The organism is Arthrobacter sp. TB 26, from assembly GCF_000427315.1.
In the GTDB taxonomy this organism is placed as follows: domain Bacteria; phylum Actinomycetota; class Actinomycetes; order Actinomycetales; family Micrococcaceae; genus Arthrobacter.
In genome coordinates this window covers 1-17,557 of record NZ_AUPJ01000475.1, presented here as the reverse complement: position 1 = coordinate 17,557, position 17,557 = coordinate 1, and the positions used below count along the sequence as shown (strand labels likewise).

The 17,557-nt window shown below is 66.3% G+C and carries 14 protein-coding genes and 1 pseudogene; 9 read left to right on the top strand and 6 right to left on the bottom strand.

Translation table 11 applies throughout. The features are described from left to right. Window positions 1–61: 61 nt before the first annotated feature. The 4 genes from K789_RS0118295 to K789_RS0118280 all read right to left on the bottom strand — a co-directional run bounded on the left by K789_RS0118295 (window position 62) and on the right by K789_RS0118280 (window position 6,187). Complete coding sequence (locus K789_RS0118295) at window positions 62–682, bottom strand: PadR family transcriptional regulator (RefSeq protein WP_024368018.1); 621 nt, start codon at window positions 680–682, stop codon at window positions 62–64. Then, a complete protein-coding gene (locus K789_RS0118290) occupies window positions 682–1,509 on the bottom strand; it encodes a DUF4097 family beta strand repeat-containing protein (protein WP_024368017.1) in 828 nt (275 codons plus the stop codon). The genes K789_RS0118295 and K789_RS0118290 overlap by 1 nt, the downstream gene beginning before the upstream one ends. Before the next feature lie 146 nt (window positions 1,510–1,655). Further along, a complete protein-coding gene (locus tag K789_RS0118285; RefSeq protein ID WP_024368016.1) occupies window positions 1,656–2,255 on the bottom strand; it encodes a GDSL-type esterase/lipase family protein in 600 nt (199 codons plus the stop codon). Window positions 2,256–2,389: 134 nt separating this feature from the next. Next, the gene (locus K789_RS0118280) at window positions 2,390–6,187 is read right to left on the bottom strand and encodes a multifunctional oxoglutarate decarboxylase/oxoglutarate dehydrogenase thiamine pyrophosphate-binding subunit/dihydrolipoyllysine-residue succinyltransferase subunit (RefSeq protein ID WP_024368015.1); all 3,798 of its coding nucleotides are present in this window, start codon (window positions 6,185–6,187) and stop codon (window positions 2,390–2,392) included. A 352-nt stretch (window positions 6,188–6,539) separates the two neighbouring features. Between K789_RS0118280 and K789_RS0118275 the strand changes: the two genes are divergently transcribed. From K789_RS0118275 to K789_RS0118240, 8 genes are all read left to right on the top strand, one after another. Then, on the top strand, window positions 6,540–8,000 hold the full coding sequence (locus K789_RS0118275; protein ID WP_024368014.1) for a GuaB1 family IMP dehydrogenase-related protein: 1,461 nt from the start codon (window positions 6,540–6,542) through the stop codon (window positions 7,998–8,000). A gap of 283 nt (window positions 8,001–8,283) precedes the next feature. After that, window positions 8,284–9,621 (top strand): hemolysin family protein, encoded by a 1,338-nt coding sequence (locus K789_RS0118270; protein ID WP_024368013.1) that lies wholly within the window; start codon window positions 8,284–8,286, stop codon window positions 9,619–9,621. Next, window positions 9,618–10,685, top strand: coding sequence for a hemolysin family protein (locus tag K789_RS0118265; protein ID WP_024368012.1), 1,068 nt, complete (start codon window positions 9,618–9,620; stop codon window positions 10,683–10,685). Before K789_RS0118270 ends, K789_RS0118265 begins: the two co-directional genes overlap by 4 nt. 115 nt (window positions 10,686–10,800) lie before the next feature. Further along, the gene (locus tag K789_RS0118260) at window positions 10,801–11,760 is read left to right on the top strand and encodes a metal ABC transporter solute-binding protein, Zn/Mn family (RefSeq protein ID WP_024368011.1); all 960 of its coding nucleotides are present in this window, start codon (window positions 10,801–10,803) and stop codon (window positions 11,758–11,760) included. Window positions 11,761–11,875: 115 nt separating this feature from the next. Next, the gene (locus K789_RS0118255) at window positions 11,876–12,691 is read left to right on the top strand and encodes a metal ABC transporter ATP-binding protein (RefSeq protein WP_024368010.1); all 816 of its coding nucleotides are present in this window, start codon (window positions 11,876–11,878) and stop codon (window positions 12,689–12,691) included. Beyond that, window positions 12,692–13,582: a metal ABC transporter permease gene (locus tag K789_RS0118250; protein WP_024368009.1), complete on the top strand. Its 891-nt coding sequence runs from the start codon at window positions 12,692–12,694 to the stop codon at window positions 13,580–13,582. An 83-nt stretch (window positions 13,583–13,665) separates the two neighbouring features. Further along, window positions 13,666–14,295: a TetR/AcrR family transcriptional regulator gene (locus K789_RS0118245; protein ID WP_024368008.1), complete on the top strand. Its 630-nt coding sequence runs from the start codon at window positions 13,666–13,668 to the stop codon at window positions 14,293–14,295. Beyond that, window positions 14,292–15,914: an MDR family MFS transporter gene (locus K789_RS0118240; RefSeq protein WP_024368007.1), complete on the top strand. Its 1,623-nt coding sequence runs from the start codon at window positions 14,292–14,294 to the stop codon at window positions 15,912–15,914. Before K789_RS0118245 ends, K789_RS0118240 begins: the two co-directional genes overlap by 4 nt. Before the next feature lie 72 nt (window positions 15,915–15,986). On the opposite strand, the gene K789_RS0118235 is transcribed toward K789_RS0118240, so the two are convergent. Further along, complete coding sequence (locus K789_RS0118235; protein ID WP_024368006.1) at window positions 15,987–16,448, bottom strand: Fur family transcriptional regulator; 462 nt, start codon at window positions 16,446–16,448, stop codon at window positions 15,987–15,989. Window positions 16,449–16,551: 103 nt separating this feature from the next. On the opposite strand from K789_RS0118235, the gene K789_RS0118230 reads away from it, so the two are divergent. Continuing rightward, window positions 16,552–17,208, top strand: coding sequence for an MBL fold metallo-hydrolase (locus K789_RS0118230; RefSeq protein ID WP_024368005.1), 657 nt, complete (start codon window positions 16,552–16,554; stop codon window positions 17,206–17,208). A 4-nt stretch (window positions 17,209–17,212) separates the two neighbouring features. Here K789_RS0118230 and K789_RS0118225 read toward each other — a convergent pair. Continuing rightward, window positions 17,213–17,557: pseudogene (locus K789_RS0118225) on the bottom strand (PLP-dependent cysteine synthase family protein); the annotation flags it as partial.

Here is a 17,557-nt window from a genome sequence, read left to right as displayed (position 1 = left end):
CGGGTGAATCACAGCGGGTGAATCACAGCGGGTGAATCACAGTGTGAATCGCAGGGGTGAATCAGTCCAGCGAATTCCGGATGGAGATCCGTGCCTGGTCCAGCACGGTCTTGACCGTCTCCAGCGTCACGGGAGTGATGGGGCGCCGGCCGCCGTGGCGCCGCAGTTCCACACGGATGTCGTCGCGGAAGGCCTGCACCAGCATCTCCGCCTCCCGCAGCCGGTTGTCGCCCTCCTGCGAGTAGCGCTGGCCTGCCAGCGAGGCCACAGTTGAGCCGGCCGCACGCGCCGAGGAGCGCGCGGCCTCGGCCGTTGCGGCCAGGTCCGCCCGAAGGCCCCGCATGTTGGTCCTGATGTCCTGCCGCAGGTTGTCGGCGAGGCGCCGGACCGACGCGGAGATGTCATTCTCCACCCCGGCCAGTTCGTCCCGCCGGCTGTTCAGCTCCACGAGTCCGGCCGGGGTGATGCTGTAGTAGGTCCGGCGTCCCTCGGTCTGGGTGGCCACGAGCCCTTCCTCCTCGAGCTTCGCGAGCCGCGGATAGATGGTTCCGGCGCTGGGGGAGTAGGTGCCGCCGAAGCGTTCGCTCAGCGCCTTGATGAGTTCATAGCCGTGCTTCGGACCCGACTCCAGCAGCGCGAGCAGATAGAGCCTCAGCGCCCCGTGGGCGAAGACCGGAGGCATCAGCGTTCCGTTTCGTTGTCCGCAGTTGGCGGGCGGTGGAAGATCGACGTTTTTCCCGAGACGGAGTTGGTGCGGACCAGCATGAGCTGGGTATCGGGTCCGGCGATGGTCTGCACGGATCCGCCGGGCTGAACGTATTTCGTGTCGCCAATGACGACGGCGCCGCTGGCGGACTTCGCGATGATGTCCACACCGACGTCGTGCGGCAGGCGGATGGTCACGTCGCCCGACACTGAATTGGCGCCGAAGTCCTGGGTGAAGCCCTGCAGGTCGAAGCTCAGGTCTCCGCTCACCGTGTTGGCACGGATGTGGCTGAAATCGCCAGAGGCCGTGACCTCGCCTGAAACGCTCTTCGCCGTTAGCACGCCGTGGTGGTTGCGGGCAATCACCTCGCCGCTGACGGTGTTGACGGAGAGATCTCCGGAGGTGCCGTCAGCCAGGACGGAACCCGAGACGGTGTTGAGCCGGGTGTGCCCGCTGATTCCGGACACCATACCGTCGCCACTGACGGTGCCTGCCTCGACCTCGACGCCTGCCGGGAGGGCGATGCTGATGACCACCGAGTTGTTGCTGGTGTTGATGACGGTGTCCATCAGGTTCTTGAACCAGCCCTGCGGCCCGTGCAGCTGGTGCCGGACCTCCAGGCGTCCGTTGACCAGGCTGATCGCCAGCGGGTCGCCGTGGACCTCGGACACTTCGATCCGGGCGACGGCCTCATCATGGGTGACGATGTCGAAGCGGCCCCGGACGATGCCGAGTTTGAGCGAGGTGACGCCGTCGACGTCGATCGTCTGCGGGCCGGTGACGGTCCAGTTATTCTCTGTCATGTAGTTCTCTGACATGGCTCCTCCAGGAGGGCGATACTTTGTGCGATGGGATGCGATATATCGTGACTATGAAGTCACGATATATCGCCGAATTTGCACGGTCAAGATATATCGCGTAAGTCCCGGGCGCCGGAGGCTCGGCCCGTCTATTCCGGGGCGTCCATCCCCAGCCACTGGAACCAGCCGCGGTGCAGCACGAGCCACGCCATCAGTCCATAGCCGGCCTGGCCGGGGGTGCCGCCGTTGGCTGCCAGGTCCTGGCGCCACTGCTCGTGGTTCAGCAGCGGCGAGAAGGTGTCGACGTAGAGGTGTTTGCGCCGGGTGGTGACGTCAGCGAAGGCCGTGTTCAGCTCGCCGAGCCGGCGGTTCTGGGTGGGGTCGAGGGTCGGCGGCGGGCCCACGACGAACACCTCGATCTTGTTCTGCGACGCGGAGTCGAGGATGTTGGCGAGGTTGAGCCGGCTGCGGGCAGTGGAGAGTCCAAACTCGATATCGCGGCCGGAGAGGCCGATCACCAGCCGGTTCTCGGAGTGGTCATTGAAGCGCCGGCCGGCTTCCTCGAGCCAGCGGGCCGCGAGACCCTCCGTGCCTTCCTCCGGGCAGGGGAGCGAATAGCACTCCAGGGACAGGCCGTCCTGCGGCGTGCGCGCCAGGACCCGGCCCAGCCAGCCCAGGGCGCGGGGATCACCCAGGCCGGCCAGCATTTCATCGCCCACGGCTGCGATCCGCAGCTTTCGATCTTCCACGACTACCTCTTCACTCCAGGGTGTCCATTAAACCGTTCCCCGGGACCATCAACGACGGTGGGGAACAAAGCCGGTTAAACAACGGTGCCCGGCCGGAGTTGCGTGTTTCCATCTCCGGCCGGGCTGCGTTGACCTTACTTACGTGCGAATGCCTGCTTGAGCAGCGCGTCCTGCTCGGCCGCGTGGCGCTTCATCGATCCTGCCGCGGTGGAAGCCGAGGCGGGACGGGAAACGAGGCGGACCCGGCGGTCCAGTGCGTCCGGAAGGTTGAGGCCAATGAACGGCCACGGGCCCTGGTTGGCGGGTTCGTCCTGCGCCCACACAACTTCGGCGTTCGGGTACTTGGCAAGCTCAGCGGCAATCTCGGCGGCCGGCAGCGGGTAAAGCTGCTCGACCCGGACGATCGCCGTGGTCTTGTCTCCGGTCTTCTGCCGGGTGGACAGCAGATCGTAGTACAGGCGGCCTGACACCAGCAGGACACGCTCGACGGCGTCCCCCTGCAGCTGCTCGTGCTCGGGGATGACGGGCCGGAAGGTGCCGGTGGTGAAATCCTCCACGGAAGACGCTGCGGCCTTGAGGCGGAGCAGCTGCTTCGGCGTGAAGATGATCAGCGGCTTGCGCGGCCGGCTGTACGCCTGCCGGCGCAGCAGGTGGAAGTGCGATGCCGACGTCGTGGGGTTGGCCACGATCATGTTCTCTTCGGCGCACATCTGCAGGAAGCGCTCGATCCGGGCGGAGGAGTGGTCCGGCCCCTGGCCTTCGTAGCCGTGCGGCAGCATGAGCACGAGCGAGGAGCGCTGGCCCCACTTCTGCTCGGCCGATGAGATGAACTCGTCGATGATGGTCTGCGCGCCGTTGACGAAGTCACCGAACTGCGCTTCCCAGAGCACGAGGGCATCCGGGCGCTCCACCGAGTAGCCGTACTCAAAGCCCATGGCCGCGTATTCCGACAGCAGGGAATCGTAGATCCACAGCTTGGCCTGGTCATCGGAGAGGTGTGCCAGGGGCAGCCACTCATCGCCGTTGGCGCGGTCGTGGAAGACTGCGTGCCGCTGCACGAAGGTGCCGCGGCGCGAGTCCTGGCCGGCAAGCCGGACGGGAACACCTTCCATGATGAGCGAGCCGAACGCGGCAAGCTCGCCGAAGCCCCAGTCGATGCCGCCTTCACGGGACATCACTTCACGCTTTTCCAGCAGCTGCTTGAGCTTGGCGTGGACCGTGAAGCCCTCGGGGATGTCGGTGTGGGCCTTGCCGATGCGTGCCAGTGTCCCGGCGGAAATCGCCGTCGACGCCGGGGCGCTGACACCCAGGTCGGTCTGCTGGGCGAGCGGGCGCTCCAGGTCCGAGACCGCGGCGGAATCCGCCGTGATGATGGGGATCGGGGAGGTCTGCGCGGCATGGGTTTCGGCGAAGACCCGCTCCAGCCGTTCCTGGTAGTCGCGCAGCAGCTGTTCGGCTTCTTCCTCGGTGATGTCACCGCGGCCGATCAGGGATTCGGTGTACAGCTTGCGGACCGAACGCTTGGCTTCGATCAGGTTGTACATCAGCGGCTGGGTCATCGAAGGGTCGTCGCCCTCGTTGTGGCCGCGGCGGCGGTAGCAGACCATGTCGATGACAACGTCCTTGTGGAACCGCTGGCGGAAGTCGTAGGCGAGCTGCCCGATGCGGACCACGGCCTCCGGGTCATCGCCGTTCACGTGGAACACCGGCGCCTGGATCATCTTGGCGACGTCCGTGGAGTAGGTGGACGAACGTGACGACGACGGGGCGGTGGTGAAGCCGACCTGGTTGTTGACCACGATGTGGATGGTGCCGCCGGTGCGGTAGCCGCGCAGCTGGGAGAGGTTGAGCGTTTCCGCGACAACACCCTGGCCGGCGAAAGCGGCGTCGCCGTGCACCATGATCGGCAGCACGGGGAAGGATTCGCCCTGGTCCAGGCGGTCCTGCTTGGCGCGGACGATGCCTTCGAGGACGGAGTCCACGGCCTCGAGGTGGGACGGGTTGGCGGCGAGGTAGACCTTGGTCTCCTTGCCGTTGTCCGAGGTGAAGGTGCCCTCGGTGCCGAGGTGGTACTTCACGTCACCGGAGCCCTGTACCGAGCGCGGGTCCTGGGTGCCTTCGAATTCGCGGAAGACCTGGGCATAGGTCTTGCCGGCGATGTTCGTGAGGACGTTGAGCCGGCCGCGGTGGGCCATGCCGATCGCCACTTCGTCGAGCTCGTCGTCGGCCGCGTTGGAGATGATGGCGTCCAGCAGCGGGATCAGGGATTCGCCGCCCTCGAGCGAGAAGCGCTTCTGGCCGACGAACTTCGTCTGCAGGAAGGTCTCGAAGGCCTCGGCGGCGTTGAGCTTGGAAACGATGCGCAGCTGCTCGTCACGGCTCGGCTTGGAGTACGGGTGCTCGATCTGGTCCTGGAACCACTTGCGCTCCGCCGGGTCCTGGATGTGCATGTATTCGATACCCGCGGTGCGGCAGTAGGCATCGCGGAGCACGCCGAGGATGTCACGGAAGGCGAGCATCGGCTTGCCGCCAAAGCCGCCGGTGGGCCATTCGCGGTCCAGGTCCCACAGCGTGAGGCCGTACGTCAGGACATCGAGGTCCGGGTGCTTGCGCTGGACGTATTCCAGCGGATCGGTGTCTGCCATCAGGTGGCCGCGGACACGGTAGGCGTGGATGAGCTGCTGGATCCGGGCGACCTTGTTGATTTCGTCGGCCGGGTCCACCTGCAGGTCCGGGCTCCAGCGCACGGGCTCGTACGGGATGCGCAGGGACTCGAAGATCTCGTCGTAGAAGTTCTGCGCGCCGAGCAGGAGCTGGTGCACGAGCTTCAGGAACTCGCCGCTGCCGGCACCCTGGATGACGCGGTGATCGTACGTGGACGTCAGCGTGAGGACCTTGCTGATGGCATTCTGCGCGATGATCTTCGCGCTGGCCCCCTGGAATTCCGCCGGGTAGTCCAGTGCGCCGACGCCGATGATGGCGGCCTGGCCCTTGGACAGGCGCGGCACCGAGTGTACGGTTCCGATGCCGCCCGGGTTGGTGAGCGACACCGTCGTGCCGGAGTGGTCGTCAGCGGTCAGCTTGCCGGCACGGGCACGCTTGATCAGGTCCTCATAGGTGTGCCAGAACTCGGAGAAGTTGAGGGTCTCCGCCTTCTTGATGTTCGGCACCATGAGCAGACGGGTGCCGTCGGGCTTGGGCATGTCGATGGCGATGCCGAAGTTCACGTGCGCCGGCTGGACTGCGACAGGCTTGCCGTCGACCTCGTCGTAGTACACGTTCATCGAGGGGAACTGGGCCAGAGCGCGGATGACGGCGTAGCCGATCAGGTGCGTAAAGGAAACCTTGCCGCCGCGGGCGCGGGCGAGGTTGGAGTTGATGACCACACGGTTGTCGATCAGGAGCTTTGCAGGGATCGCCCGCACGCTGGTGGCGGTAGGCACCTCCAGGCTGGTGATCATGTTGGTGGCGATGGCCTTGGCCGGGCCGCGGAGGACGGATACGACGTCTTCCTCAGGGGCCGTCGGCGCCTTGATGTTCTTGGGCAGCTGGGCCGGGATCGGCGTGGTGCCGGGACCGGCTTCCGAGGTCTTGGAGCCGTCGCGGGCAACGGTGGCCGGGGCCTTCTTCGCGGCAGCAGGAGCTGCGGCAGGTGCGGGCGCTGCAGCCGGAGCGGGCGCGGGCGGCTGCGCTGCCGCCGCGGCAACCGGAGCTACAACAGGAAGTTCGCGGGTGGCGGGGCGCGCAACTGCCGCTGCGCCTGAGGCTCCGTTGGTGGAGGAACTGTCTCCGGCGTCAAAGGATTCGAACAAGGGCCACCACTTCGCGTCCACCGTGTTCTTGTCCTGCTGATAACGCTCGTACAGTTCGTCAACGAGCCACTCGTTTCCGCCAAATTCCTCTGGTAGACGGTGGCTAGGCTGCTCTGGCACTTGAATTACGCCTCTTCCATGAGTTTGATTCCCACTGGTTTCACGGTGCCTCAGCACGACGATTGAACCAGTCTCCGCGTCCAGTGAACCCAGACCCATGCCAGTCTAGTGACGATTCTTGCTAAACCGCCAATAAGGGTGACTCAAATCATCAAGTCGCCTCAACGCGCCGGCGCGGCACCCGATCCGGTCCTTCGGAGGCCATTCGAGCAGCAGCCGGAGCGGCCGNCGCCGAACGGCGACGGGAGGCTGCCGGGGTCAACGGCCGGGCGGGTCCGCGGCCCATGGAAAGCCTCGCTAGAATCGCACGGAGAACCTGTTGAGCACCGGAGTGCCTATTTAAGGAGCAGCCGTGCGTTTCCTGACCGAGCCCACCACCGACCTGACCTATTCGGACCTCTTCCTCGTACCGTCCCGATCCGACGTCACCTCCCGGCTGGATGTGGACCTGGCGGCCGACGACGGGACGGGCTCCGCGATTCCCCTGGTCGCTGCCAACATGACGGCGGTGACCGGCAAGCGCATGGCCGAGACCATGGCCCGGCGCGGCGGACTGGCGGTCTTGCCGCAGGACGTCCCGCTCGACGTGATCCGCGACGTGACGGCCTGGATCAAGACCCGCCACCCCGTCCTGGAAACACCGGTCACGCTCTCGCCGGCCAGCACCGTCATTGATGCCCTGCACCTGATGGGCAAGCGTCCACACGGGGCCATCATGGTCGTGGACGACGCCGGCGCCGTGGCCGGCATCGTCCGGGCCGCCGACTGCGAAGGCCAGGACCGTTTCGCTTCCCTCGCCTCGGTGATGCGCGTCCAGCCGCTGGTGCTGGACGCGGAACTGCTGGCGGACGCGCGCGCCAGCAGCACAGGATCGGGCACCGGATCAGTCGCCGGCCTGCGCCGGGCCTTTGAGGCGATGGACGCTGCGGGGACCGACTTCACGCCCGTGCAGCGCGACGGAGTCCTGGCCGGTGTCCTCACCCGCAAGGGCGCCCTGCGCTCGACCCTGTACCGGCCCTCGCTGGACACCGCCGGCAGGCTCAAAGTGGCGGCCGCCGTCGGGATCAACGGGGACGTCGCCGGGCGTGCCGCGGAACTTCTCGCCGCCGGCGTCAACGTGCTGGTCCTCGACACCGCGCACGGCCACCAGCAGAAGATGTTCGATGCCCTGGCCGCCGTGAAAGGCCTCAACCCCGGCGTGCCCGTGGTGGCCGGCAACGTGGTCACGGCGGAGGCGACCCGCGAACTCATCCAGGCCGGGGCCGACATCGTCAAGGTCGGGGTGGGACCCGGTGCCATGTGCACCACGCGCATGATGACGGCCGTGGGCCGGCCGCAGTTCTCCGCCGTGCTGGAGTGCTCGGCCGCCGCACGGGCTGCCGGCGGCGTCCGCTACCCGCGCGATGTGGCGCTTGCCCTGGCTGCCGGAGCCAGCCAGGTCATGATCGGTTCCTGGTTCGCCGGCACGCACGAGAGCCCCGGGGACCTGCAGCAGGACGCCGGCGGGCGGCACTTCAAGGAAAGCTTCGGCATGGCCTCCGCCCGGGCCGTGCAGAACCGCAACCAGCGCGAAGGCGCCTTCGAAAAGGACCGCAAGGCCCTCTTCGAGGAAGGGATCTCCACGTCCCGGATGTTCATCGATCCGGCGCGCCCCGGCGTCGAGGATCTGCTGGACATGATCACCGCCGGGCTGCGCAGCTCGATGAGCTACGCCGGCGCTGCGGATCTTGCCTCGTTCCGGGAACGTGCCGTGGCCGGGATCCAGTCCGCGGCCGGCTACGAGGAAGGCCGCCCGGTCCCGCAGAGCTGGTAGCCCGCGCCGCCGGCGGAAGCGGCCGCCGCTGCTCCTGTAGACTGAAACTCTTATGGACAGTAAATCTAGGTGCCGGCCTGGGGGCTGTCAGCGGGGGATGGAAATCCTTCCCGCGCAGTCCACCCGAAGAGCCGGCAAACCCCGTTCACGCGCCCATCATTCTCCGGCGGCACGCCAGCCAGGTGCCTATCAGAAAACCGGAGCCTTCCAGGAAACAGGGTCGGCCTCGTCTGACCATCCTCCGCCGGGCAGCCGCCGCGCCGCCCCGGAAGCAGGCCGCTAAATGGAGTGGCTACTTCTCGGAGCAGGCCTGCTGCTCATCCTCGGAACCGGCTTCTTCGTAGCCGTTGAATTCTCCCTCGTTGCCCTGGACCAGGCCTCGGTCCAGCGGGCCGTGGACGACGGCGATACCGCCGCCGCACCCCTGCTCAAATGCCTCAAGTCCCTGTCCACGCAGCTCTCCAGCTGCCAGCTGGGCATCACCATTACCACCCTGCTGACCGGCTACGTCATGGAGCCCTCGGTCGGCAAACTGCTCGAGGGGCCGTTGGCCGCGCTGGGATTGCCGGCAGCCGCGGTTTCCTCCGTATCTCTGGTCCTGGCGATGGCCCTCGCGACGCTCCTGTCCATGCTGATCGGCGAGCTGGTCCCGAAGAACATGGCGATTGCCCTGTCCTTCCAGGTCGGCAAGGCCCTGGCCCGTCCGCAGCTGATCTTCACGGCGATCTTCAAACCCGCCATCGTGGTGCTCAACGGCTTCTCCAACAAGGTGCTCAATATCTTCGGGCTGGAAGCCAAGGAAGAGATTTCGGGCGCGCGGACCCCGGCCGAGCTGGCCTCACTCGTGCGCCGCTCGGCGGCGATGGGGACCCTCGACGCCGGCACCGCCAACTTCATCGCCCGGACGCTCAAGTTCTCGGGACGGACAGCGGCGGACGTCATGACGCCCCGCATCCGGGTCGAGACTATCGACGGCGACCAGCCGGTATCCGACATTGTCGAGGCCGCACGCCGCACCGGCTATTCGCGGTTCCCCGTCATCGGGGAGTCCTCGGACGACATCCGCGGCGTGGTGCACATCAAGAAGGCCATCGCCGTCCCCTCGGACCGGCGCGCCAAGCTGGAGGCCGGCGCCATCATGACCGATGTGCTCCGGGTTCCGGAAACCATTCACCTGGACGCCCTGCTGGCCGAACTGCGCGAAGGCAACCTGCAGCTCGCCGTCGTCCTGGACGAGTACGGCGGAACCGCCGGCATCGCCACCCTGGAGGATCTTGTCGAGGAAATCGTCGGGGAAGTGGCCGATGAACATGACAAGGTCCGGCCCGGGCTGCTGCAGAGCGCCTCGGGCGACTGGTACTTCCCGGGCCTGCTGCGGCCCGATGAACTCTCCGAACAGATCCCGGGCCTGACCGTGCCCGATGAGTCTGCCTACGAAACGGTGGGAGGTTACGTCATGAGCAAGCTGGGCCGGATTGCCTCCGTGGGGGATACCGTCGACGTCGTTGGCGGCACCCTGGCTGTCACCCGCATGGACGGACGCAGGATCGACCGGATCTGCTTCAAGCCCGTCCGCGCGCACCATAACGAGCACTCCAACGGCCAGGTCGGTGCCGCATGAGCGACTGGGCAGGAATCCTCTGGCTTGTCGTCCTGCTGCTCGGCAACGCCTTCTTCGTTGGTGCCGAGTTTGCGGTCATGTCGGCCCGCCGGAGCCAGATCGAGCCGCTCGCCGAGGCGGGATCAAAGCGGGCGCAGACCACTCTGCGCGCCATGGAAAACGTCTCGTTGATGCTCGCCTGCGCGCAGCTCGGCATCACCGTGTGTTCGCTGCTGATCCTGCAGGTGGCGGAGCCGGCAATCCACCACCTGATGGCCGTGCCGCTGGAGGCTGTGGGCATCCCGGTGGAGATCGCCGACATCGCCGCGTTCGCCGTCGCCCTGCTGGTGGTCACCTTCCTGCACGTCACGATCGGTGAGATGGTCCCGAAGAACATTTCGGTCTCCGTGGCGGACAAGGCAGCCCTGTTGCTGGCTCCGCCGCTGATGTTCGTCGCCCGGCTGGTGAAGCCGGTGATCGTGGCGCTCAACTGGGCCGCGAACCACATCCTGAAACTGATGCGGATCGAGCCGAAGGACGAGGTCACGTCGTCCTTCACCCTTGAGGAAGTCCAGTCGATCGTGCAGGAATCCACCCGCCACGGTCTCGTGGACGACGACGCCGGACTCATCACCGGAGCCCTGGAGTTCTCCGAACACACGGCCTCCGATGTGATGGTCCCGCTCGACAAACTGGTGATGCTGAAAGCGAACACCACTCCGGTGGAGTTCGAGAAGGCCGTGAGCCGCACCGGATTCTCCCGCTTTCCGATGCTCGACGACGACGGGATGCTCTCCGGCTATCTGCACATCAAGGACGTGCTCTCCATCCCGGACGCCGCGTACCACCAGCCCATCGCGGAAAGCCACATCCGCTCCCTGGCGAACCTCGCCATGGGCGACGAAATTGAGAAGGCCATGTCCGTCATGCAGCGGACCGGCTCGCACCTGGCCCGCGTGATCGGCCCGGACGGCCTCACCCAGGGCGTCTTGTTCCTCGAGGACGTCATCGAACAGCTTGTCGGGGAGATCCGGGACGCCACGCAGGCGACCGGCTACCGGAGGCTCGGCCAGGACCAGCAGTAACACTGCCAGCCGCAACGTCAGGGGTGTAGCCCTAAATAGGAATCATTCCCATTTAGGGCTACACTCGAACTGTTGCTATTGCTGCTGATTCTCAATAACAGATCCGAGGTCCCCCGTGCGTCGTCCTGCTGCCCGTGCCGTCGTTGCCGCCTTTGCCGGCGCCACCCTGCTGCTGACGGCCTGCTCGCCGACGCCGGGGAACCCGGCGCCGGGTGCCGGCGACGGAGTTGTCGACGTCGTTGCCTCCACGAGCGTTTATGGCGACATCGTAGGCACCATCGGCGGAGACAAGGTGCGGGTCACCTCCATCATCACCCGCACCAGCCAGGACCCGCACAGCTACGAGGCCACCACGCAGGACAAGCTGGCGGTTTCCAAGGCCGAGCTGGTGGTGGAGAATGGCGGTGGTTATGACGACTTCATCCACAAGCTCGCGGACGACACGGGACTCGACCACGGCAGCGTCCTGAATGCCGTGGAGCTCTCCGGGCTGGCCCCGGAAGAGCCTGCCGGCGCGTCCGCTGCCGCCGACGGGCACGGCCACAGCCCCGCCGGCTTCAACGAGCACGTCTGGTACAGCCTGCCCGCCATGGCCCGGGTGGCCGACGCGGTCGCCGCCAAGCTGGGCGAGCTTGAACCGTCCTCCGCCGGGACTTTCCGCAGTAATGCCGCGGCGTTCAAGGATTCGCTCGGCGGCCTTGACGCGAAGCTGGCCGGAATCAAGGCGTCCTCCGGGTCGGCGCCCGTCGCCGTCACGGAGCCGGTGCCGCTCTACCTGCTCGAAGCCGCCGGCCTGGAAAACCAGACCCCGGGCGAATATACCGCCGCAATCGAAGAAGACGCGGATGTGCCGCCTGCTGTGCTCAAGGCCACCACCGACCTCATGCGGTCGGGCGGCATCAGGCTCCTGGCCTACAACCAGCAGACCGAAGGCCCGCAAACGGTGGCCGTCAAGGACGCGGCGGCAGCTGCCGGGGTCCCGGTGGTGAATTTCAGCGAGACCCTGCCCGAGGGCAGGACCTACCTGCAGTGGATGACCGGGAACGTCGACAACATCGCCGGGGCCCTGGCCTAGGATTAGCAGACACCCCCCGCCGGAGAGAGCCCAGCCAGCCAGCCAGACAGCCCGGTCCGACGGACCAGGCAAAGAACGCGAGCCAACGGCTTGCGCAGAATTCGAGGAATCCAAGTTGACACCCGTAGTGAGCCTCCGTGGAGCCTCCCTGACGTTCGGCAAACGGACATTGTGGGAGGGCCTGGACCTGGACATCAACCCGGGTGAATTCTTCGCTGTCCTCGGTCCCAACGGCAGTGGCAAAACCACGTTCCTCAAAGTCCTCCTTGGGCTGCAGGAGTTGAGCTCCGGCTCGGCGACGCTCGCGGGACGGCCCGTGGCGCGGGGCAGCCGGGGGATCGGCTATGTCCCGCAGCAAAAGTCCTTTGACCCTGACACGCCGCTGCGTGCCCGCGACCTCGTCGGGCTTGGCGTTGACGGCCACCGCTGGGGGCTCCGGCTCGGCGCGGCGAAAGTGAACCGCAGAATCGATGAGCTGCTGGACCTGGTGGGGGCCGCCGATTACGCGAAGGTTCCCGTGGGTCAGCTCTCCGGCGGCGAGCAGCAGCGGTTGCGGGTAGCGCAGGCGCTTGCCGCCGACCCTAAGGTTTTGCTCTGCGACGAACCCCTCCTGTCCCTCGACCTCCATCACCAGCAGGCCGTCAGCGCGCTGATCAACAAGCAGTGCCACGACCAGGACAGTGCCGTGGTGTTTGTGACGCACGAGATCAACCCGATCATGGACTATGTGGATCGCGTCCTGTACCTGGCCGGCGGACGATTCCGGGTGGGAACGCCGGCGGAAGTCATGACCACCGAGGTCCTGTCCGATCTCTACGGCAGCCATGTGGAAGTGATCCACGCCAACGGACGGCTGATCGTCGTCGGATTGCCGGATGCCACGACGCACCACCACGAGGACGCCCACGCAGTGGCAGGGGAGGTGGGCTAGGTGGACCTGGACACCCTGCTCAAGTCAATCTTCAATTTCGAGAACTACGGCGAACTGCTGGTGCTGGTCCAGAACTCCCTCTGGGCAGGCGCTGTACTGGGCCTGCTCGGCGGCCTGATGGGAACCTTCGTGATGAAGCGGGACCTGGCGTTCGCCGTCCATGGGATCTCCGAACTCTCCTTTGCCGGCGCCGCCTTTGCCCTGCTCATCGGGGCGGACATCGTCCTGGGCTCCCTGGTGGGATCCGTCGTGGCGGCCCTGCTGCTGGGTCTGCTGGGCGTCCGCGCCAGGGACAAGAACTCGATCATCGGCGTCATCATGCCGTTCGGATTGGGCCTGGGCATCCTGTTCCTCTCCCTCTATGAGGGGCGCGCGGCCAACAAATTCGGTCTGCTCACCGGGCAGATTGTCTCGGTCGGCACCGTCCAGCTCCAGGTGCTGGCCGTCGCCGCCGTCGTTGTGATGCTCGCCCTGGTGGCCATCTGGCGTCCGCTGACCTTCGCCAGCGTGGACCCCGATGTCGCCTCGGCCCGCGGCGTGCCCGTCCGGGCGCTCGCCCTCGGGTTCATGCTTCTGCTCGGCGTCAGCGTCGCCCTCTCCATCCAGATTGTTGGCGCCCTGCTGGTGCTGGCACTGCTCATCACTCCCGCGGCAGCGGCCATGCGGGTGACGTCCTCGCCCCGGCTGGTGGTGATGCTCAGCGTGGCGTTCGCCATGACGGCCACGGTCGGGGGCATCCTGCTGGCCCTCGGCGGCCGGATTCCGATCAGCCCCTACGTCACCACGCTGTCTTTCCTGATCTACGTCGTGTGCCGGGTGGTCGGCGGGGTCCGGGCCAAGCGCGGACTCAATGGCCGGGTGCTGCGGACCACGGAAGCGCCGGCCGCCTGAGCAGGCTCTGCGGCGCCGCTGCAAATATGCATCAGTGCAAGTATGCACTTGTGCATGAATTGCAGTTGTGCAATTATTGACGAATGACTTCTGCTGCCGCGCTGCCCCTTCGCGAGCGCAAAAAAGCTGAGACCTGGGCGGCCCTTCACGAAGCGGCCGCGTCGCTGGCCCTGGAGCGCGGCGTTGACCACACCACGGTGGAAGCCATCGCCTCCAGTGCCGGCGTGTCCCCACGGACCTTCTTCAACTATTTCGAGGTGAAGGAAGACGCCATCGTGGGGTTGCGTGAACCTGTCCTTGAAGCGTCGAAACTGTCCGGGATCTCCGTCACGGCAGATGATCTGGTGGGGCAGGTGTCGCGGCTGCTGATGGCCGTTGCCTGGACGGCGATCGGTGGCACTGACCGCGCCCGGCGCCGGCTGCTGATTGCCCAGTACCCCAACCTGGGCCGCCGCCATATGGACTATATGGTCAAGGCCGAGAGGCTGGTCACCGAGGGGATCGCCGGGTTGCTGGCCCAGGATCCCGCATGGTCGGTCGGGGCCGAGGGCTTCGGCCCGGAGGAAGCCGCGCGCATGCTGGTCATGATCGCGGGCGTCCCCATCCGCTTCAATCTTTCCTCAGCTGACTACGACCCCGTCGAGGGAATCTCCGAGGAGACCCTCGATCCGTCATTGACACTGCTCCACCATTTATTAAGGAAACTTTCATGACCAAGCACGCTGTCCCCGCCGTGGGACCGGCCGAGGGAAAGCAGCACATGGTGCTGCTTTTCGTGGGCCTGATGCTCTCGATGCTCCTCGCAGCACTGAACCAGACGGTGCTCAGCACGGCACTGCCCACGATCGTCGGCGAACTCCACGGCGTCAGCGACATGCTCTGGGTCATCACCGCCTTTATTCTCGCCTCCACCATCACCATGCCCATCTACGGCAAACTCGGCGACCTGATGGGACGCAAATCCCTGCTGATGGCCGCCATTATCCTGTTCATGATCGGGTCCGTCATCGGCGGCCTGGCAAACGACATGGGTGTGCTCATCATTGCCCGCGTTGTCCAGGGCCTCGGCGGCGGCGGTCTGATGATCCTTTCGCAGGCAGTCATCGCCGACGTCGTACCGGCCCGCGAACGCGGCAAGTACATGGGCATGATGGGCGGCGTCTTCGCCATCGCCTCCGTCGCCGGTCCGCTGCTGGGCGGCTGGTTCACCGAAGGACCCGGGTGGCGCTGGGTGTTCTGGATCAACATCCCCCTGGGCCTGCTCGCGCTGGCCGGAGCCGTGTTCTTCCTGAAGCTACCCAAGCACAGCGGCAAACCGCGCCTGGACCTCGGCGGCATGGTGTTGCTCGCCATCGCGACCACCTGCCTCGTGCTCTTCGCGACCTGGGGCGGCGGCAAGTACGAATGGAGCGATCCGATCATCCTCGGACTGATCGCCGGCACGGTGCTCAGCGCCGTTGCCTTCGTTCTGGTGGAGCGCCGGACGGCCGAGCCGATCATTCCGCTGCACCTGTTCAAGGACCGCAACTTCAACCTTTCCACTGTCGCCGGCCTGCTGATCGGCGTGGCCATGTTCGGCGCCATCGGCTACCTGCCCACCTATCTCCAGATGGCTTTCAGCGTCAACGCCACCGAATCCGGGCTGCTGATGATTCCGATGATGGGCGCCCTGCTGGTGGCCTCGGTGGTCTCCGGCCAGCTCGTCAGCAGGACCGGTCGCTACAAGTGGATGCCGATCGCGGGCGGCGTGCTGGTTGCCATCGCCCTCGTGCTGCTCTCCACGCTCAAGCCCGAAGCTCCGCTCTGGGAAATCTGCGCCTACCTGGCCGTGATGGGCCTCGGTCTGGGCCTGAGCATGCAGATCATGGTGCTCATCGTGCAGAACTCCTTCCCGCTGCGCGAAGTCGGCACCGCAACGGCGTCGAACAACTTCTTCCGGCAGATCGGGGCCACCCTGGGCTCCGCCGTGGTGGGAAGCCTCTTTGCGAGCCGGCTGGCCGAGTTGCTCGCCCAGCGCCTGCCGGCCGCGGCAACCGGCGGCGCACCGGGAGGATCGAACTCACTGACTCCGGCAGTGGTCAGCGACCTGCCGGCGCCCATCAAGGAGGCCATCATCTCCTCCTACAACGACGCGCTGACGCCCATCTTCATCTGGATGGTTCCGCTGGCGCTGGTCGCGGCCGTGCTGATGTGCTTCGTCAAGCAGAAGCCGCTGGCCACCGCCATTGAGCACGATGTGCTCTCCGAATCCATTTCGGAAGGCAACATCCTGATCACGGCCGACGACGCCGACGACGAGGCCTTCGCCCCGGTCTCCGGGCCGAGAAAGTAACCGGCGAAAATCCCGCACGACCGCGGGCCGGGCTGCAGCTACTGCAACCCGGCCCGCGGTGTACTTTTTTGGCTAGAGGCCGGCAGCGCGGGCGGTGCAGTCCGGGCAAAGGCCGAAGATCTCCACGGTGTGTTCCACTGCGGTGAAGCCGTGCTCGGTTGCCGTCCGGGCGGCCCAGGCCTCGACCGCGGGCGCCTCGACTTCGACGGCCTTGCCGCAGTTGCGGCACAGCAGATGGTGATGATGGCCGGTGACGGCGCAGCGCCGGTACACGGCCTCGCCGTCGGCATTCCGGAGGACGTCCGCCAGGCCCTCATCCGCGAGGGACTGCAGGATCCGGTACGAGGTGGCGAGGGACACGGAGGTTCCGCGGTCCTGCAGGATGCGGTGCAGCTCCTGGGTGCTGACGAAGTCCGTCAGTTCGTCAAGGACGGCGCTGACAGCGAGGCGCTGCTTGGTGACACGCTGCTCCTTGGCCGCGGCAGGGGCTGGCACGGTTGCCCGGCCGCCGTCGGCGTTGGCGCCGTGGGACATCGTGAAACTCGCTTCGCTGGTGGTCTTGATACGGGTGGTGGCAAGGTCCCAGATTACCAGCAGGCACGTGGACACCGCCGGGGCAGGACCTTAGGCTGGCCGGATGTTGCTGACTAAGTTCACCCATGCCTGTGTCCGGCTCGAGAAGGATGGCAAAGTGCTGGTCTTCGACCCGGGGAACTTCTCGGAGACGGATCAGGCCCTTGCCGGCGCCGATGCCGTGCTGGTCACCCACGAACATGCCGATCATATCGACGTCGAGGCCGTGGCGGCCGCGCTGCTGGGCGGCGTTTCCCTGCAGCTTTTCGCGCCGGCCGGGGTCGCAGCGCAACTGCGGGAAAAGGCGCCCGACGCCGGGCCGAGGATCCACGCCGTGACCCCCGGCGAGGACTTCGAAACGGCCGGGTTCTCCGTCCGGACTTTCGGCGGGCAGCACGCGCTGATCCACCCGCAGATTCCGGTGGTGGCCAATATCGGCTACTTCGTGGACTCCAACGTCTACCACCCGGGCGATTCCTTCATAGTGCCCGACGGCGTGGAGGTCCGGACCCTGCTGGTGCCGATCCATGCACCCTGGAACAAGGTGGGGGAGGTGGTTGACTTCGTGATCGGCGTCCGTGCGCCGATTGCCTTCCCCATCCACGATGCCCTGCTCAATGACACCGGGCGCGGACTGGTGGAAGGGCATGTGACCCGGTTCGGAGCCAGGTACGGTACTGACTACCAGCACCTTGCGACCGGGGACTCCGTGGAGGTCTAGGCAGCTACCGCGGCCAGAACCCGCTGGCGAAGAATTCCCGGATGGCCGCTTCATGCGGTTGGGGGTCCAGGTTCTGGGACCGCAGCCACTCCGGGCTGTAGTAGTTACCGGCGTAGCGGTCCCCGCCGTCGCACATCAGCGACACCACACTGCCGCGGCGGCCGTCGGCGATCATCCCCGCGATGAGTTGCCAGACGCCCCACAGATTGGTGCCGGTGGACGGGCCGGCGTGCAGACCGGCATAGTCGAGCAGATGACGCATCGCGGCTACCGAGGCCGCGTCCGGGACCTGGATCATGTGGTCGATGACGGCCGGGACGAAGCTGGGTTCCAGCCGCGCCCGGCCGAT

Coding starts and splice junctions, on each gene's coding strand:
- K789_RS0118245 (WP_024368008.1), top strand. CDS start 13,666: ATGACTTCTGCTGCCGCGCTGCCCCTTCGCGAGCGCAAAAAAGCTGAG.
- K789_RS0118235 (WP_024368006.1), bottom strand. CDS start 16,448: ATGTCCCACGGCGCCAACGCCGACGGCGGCCGGGCAACCGTGCCAGCC.
- K789_RS0118240 (WP_024368007.1), top strand. CDS start 14,292: ATGACCAAGCACGCTGTCCCCGCCGTGGGACCGGCCGAGGGAAAGCAG.
- K789_RS0118290 (WP_024368017.1), bottom strand. CDS start 1,509: ATGACAGAGAATAACTGGACCGTCACCGGCCCGCAGACGATCGACGTC.
- K789_RS0118265 (WP_024368012.1), top strand. CDS start 9,618: ATGAGCGACTGGGCAGGAATCCTCTGGCTTGTCGTCCTGCTGCTCGGC.
- K789_RS0118295 (WP_024368018.1), bottom strand. CDS start 682: ATGCCTCCGGTCTTCGCCCACGGGGCGCTGAGGCTCTATCTGCTCGCG.
- K789_RS0118230 (WP_024368005.1), top strand. CDS start 16,552: ATGTTGCTGACTAAGTTCACCCATGCCTGTGTCCGGCTCGAGAAGGAT.
- K789_RS0118270 (WP_024368013.1), top strand. CDS start 8,284: ATGGAGTGGCTACTTCTCGGAGCAGGCCTGCTGCTCATCCTCGGAACC.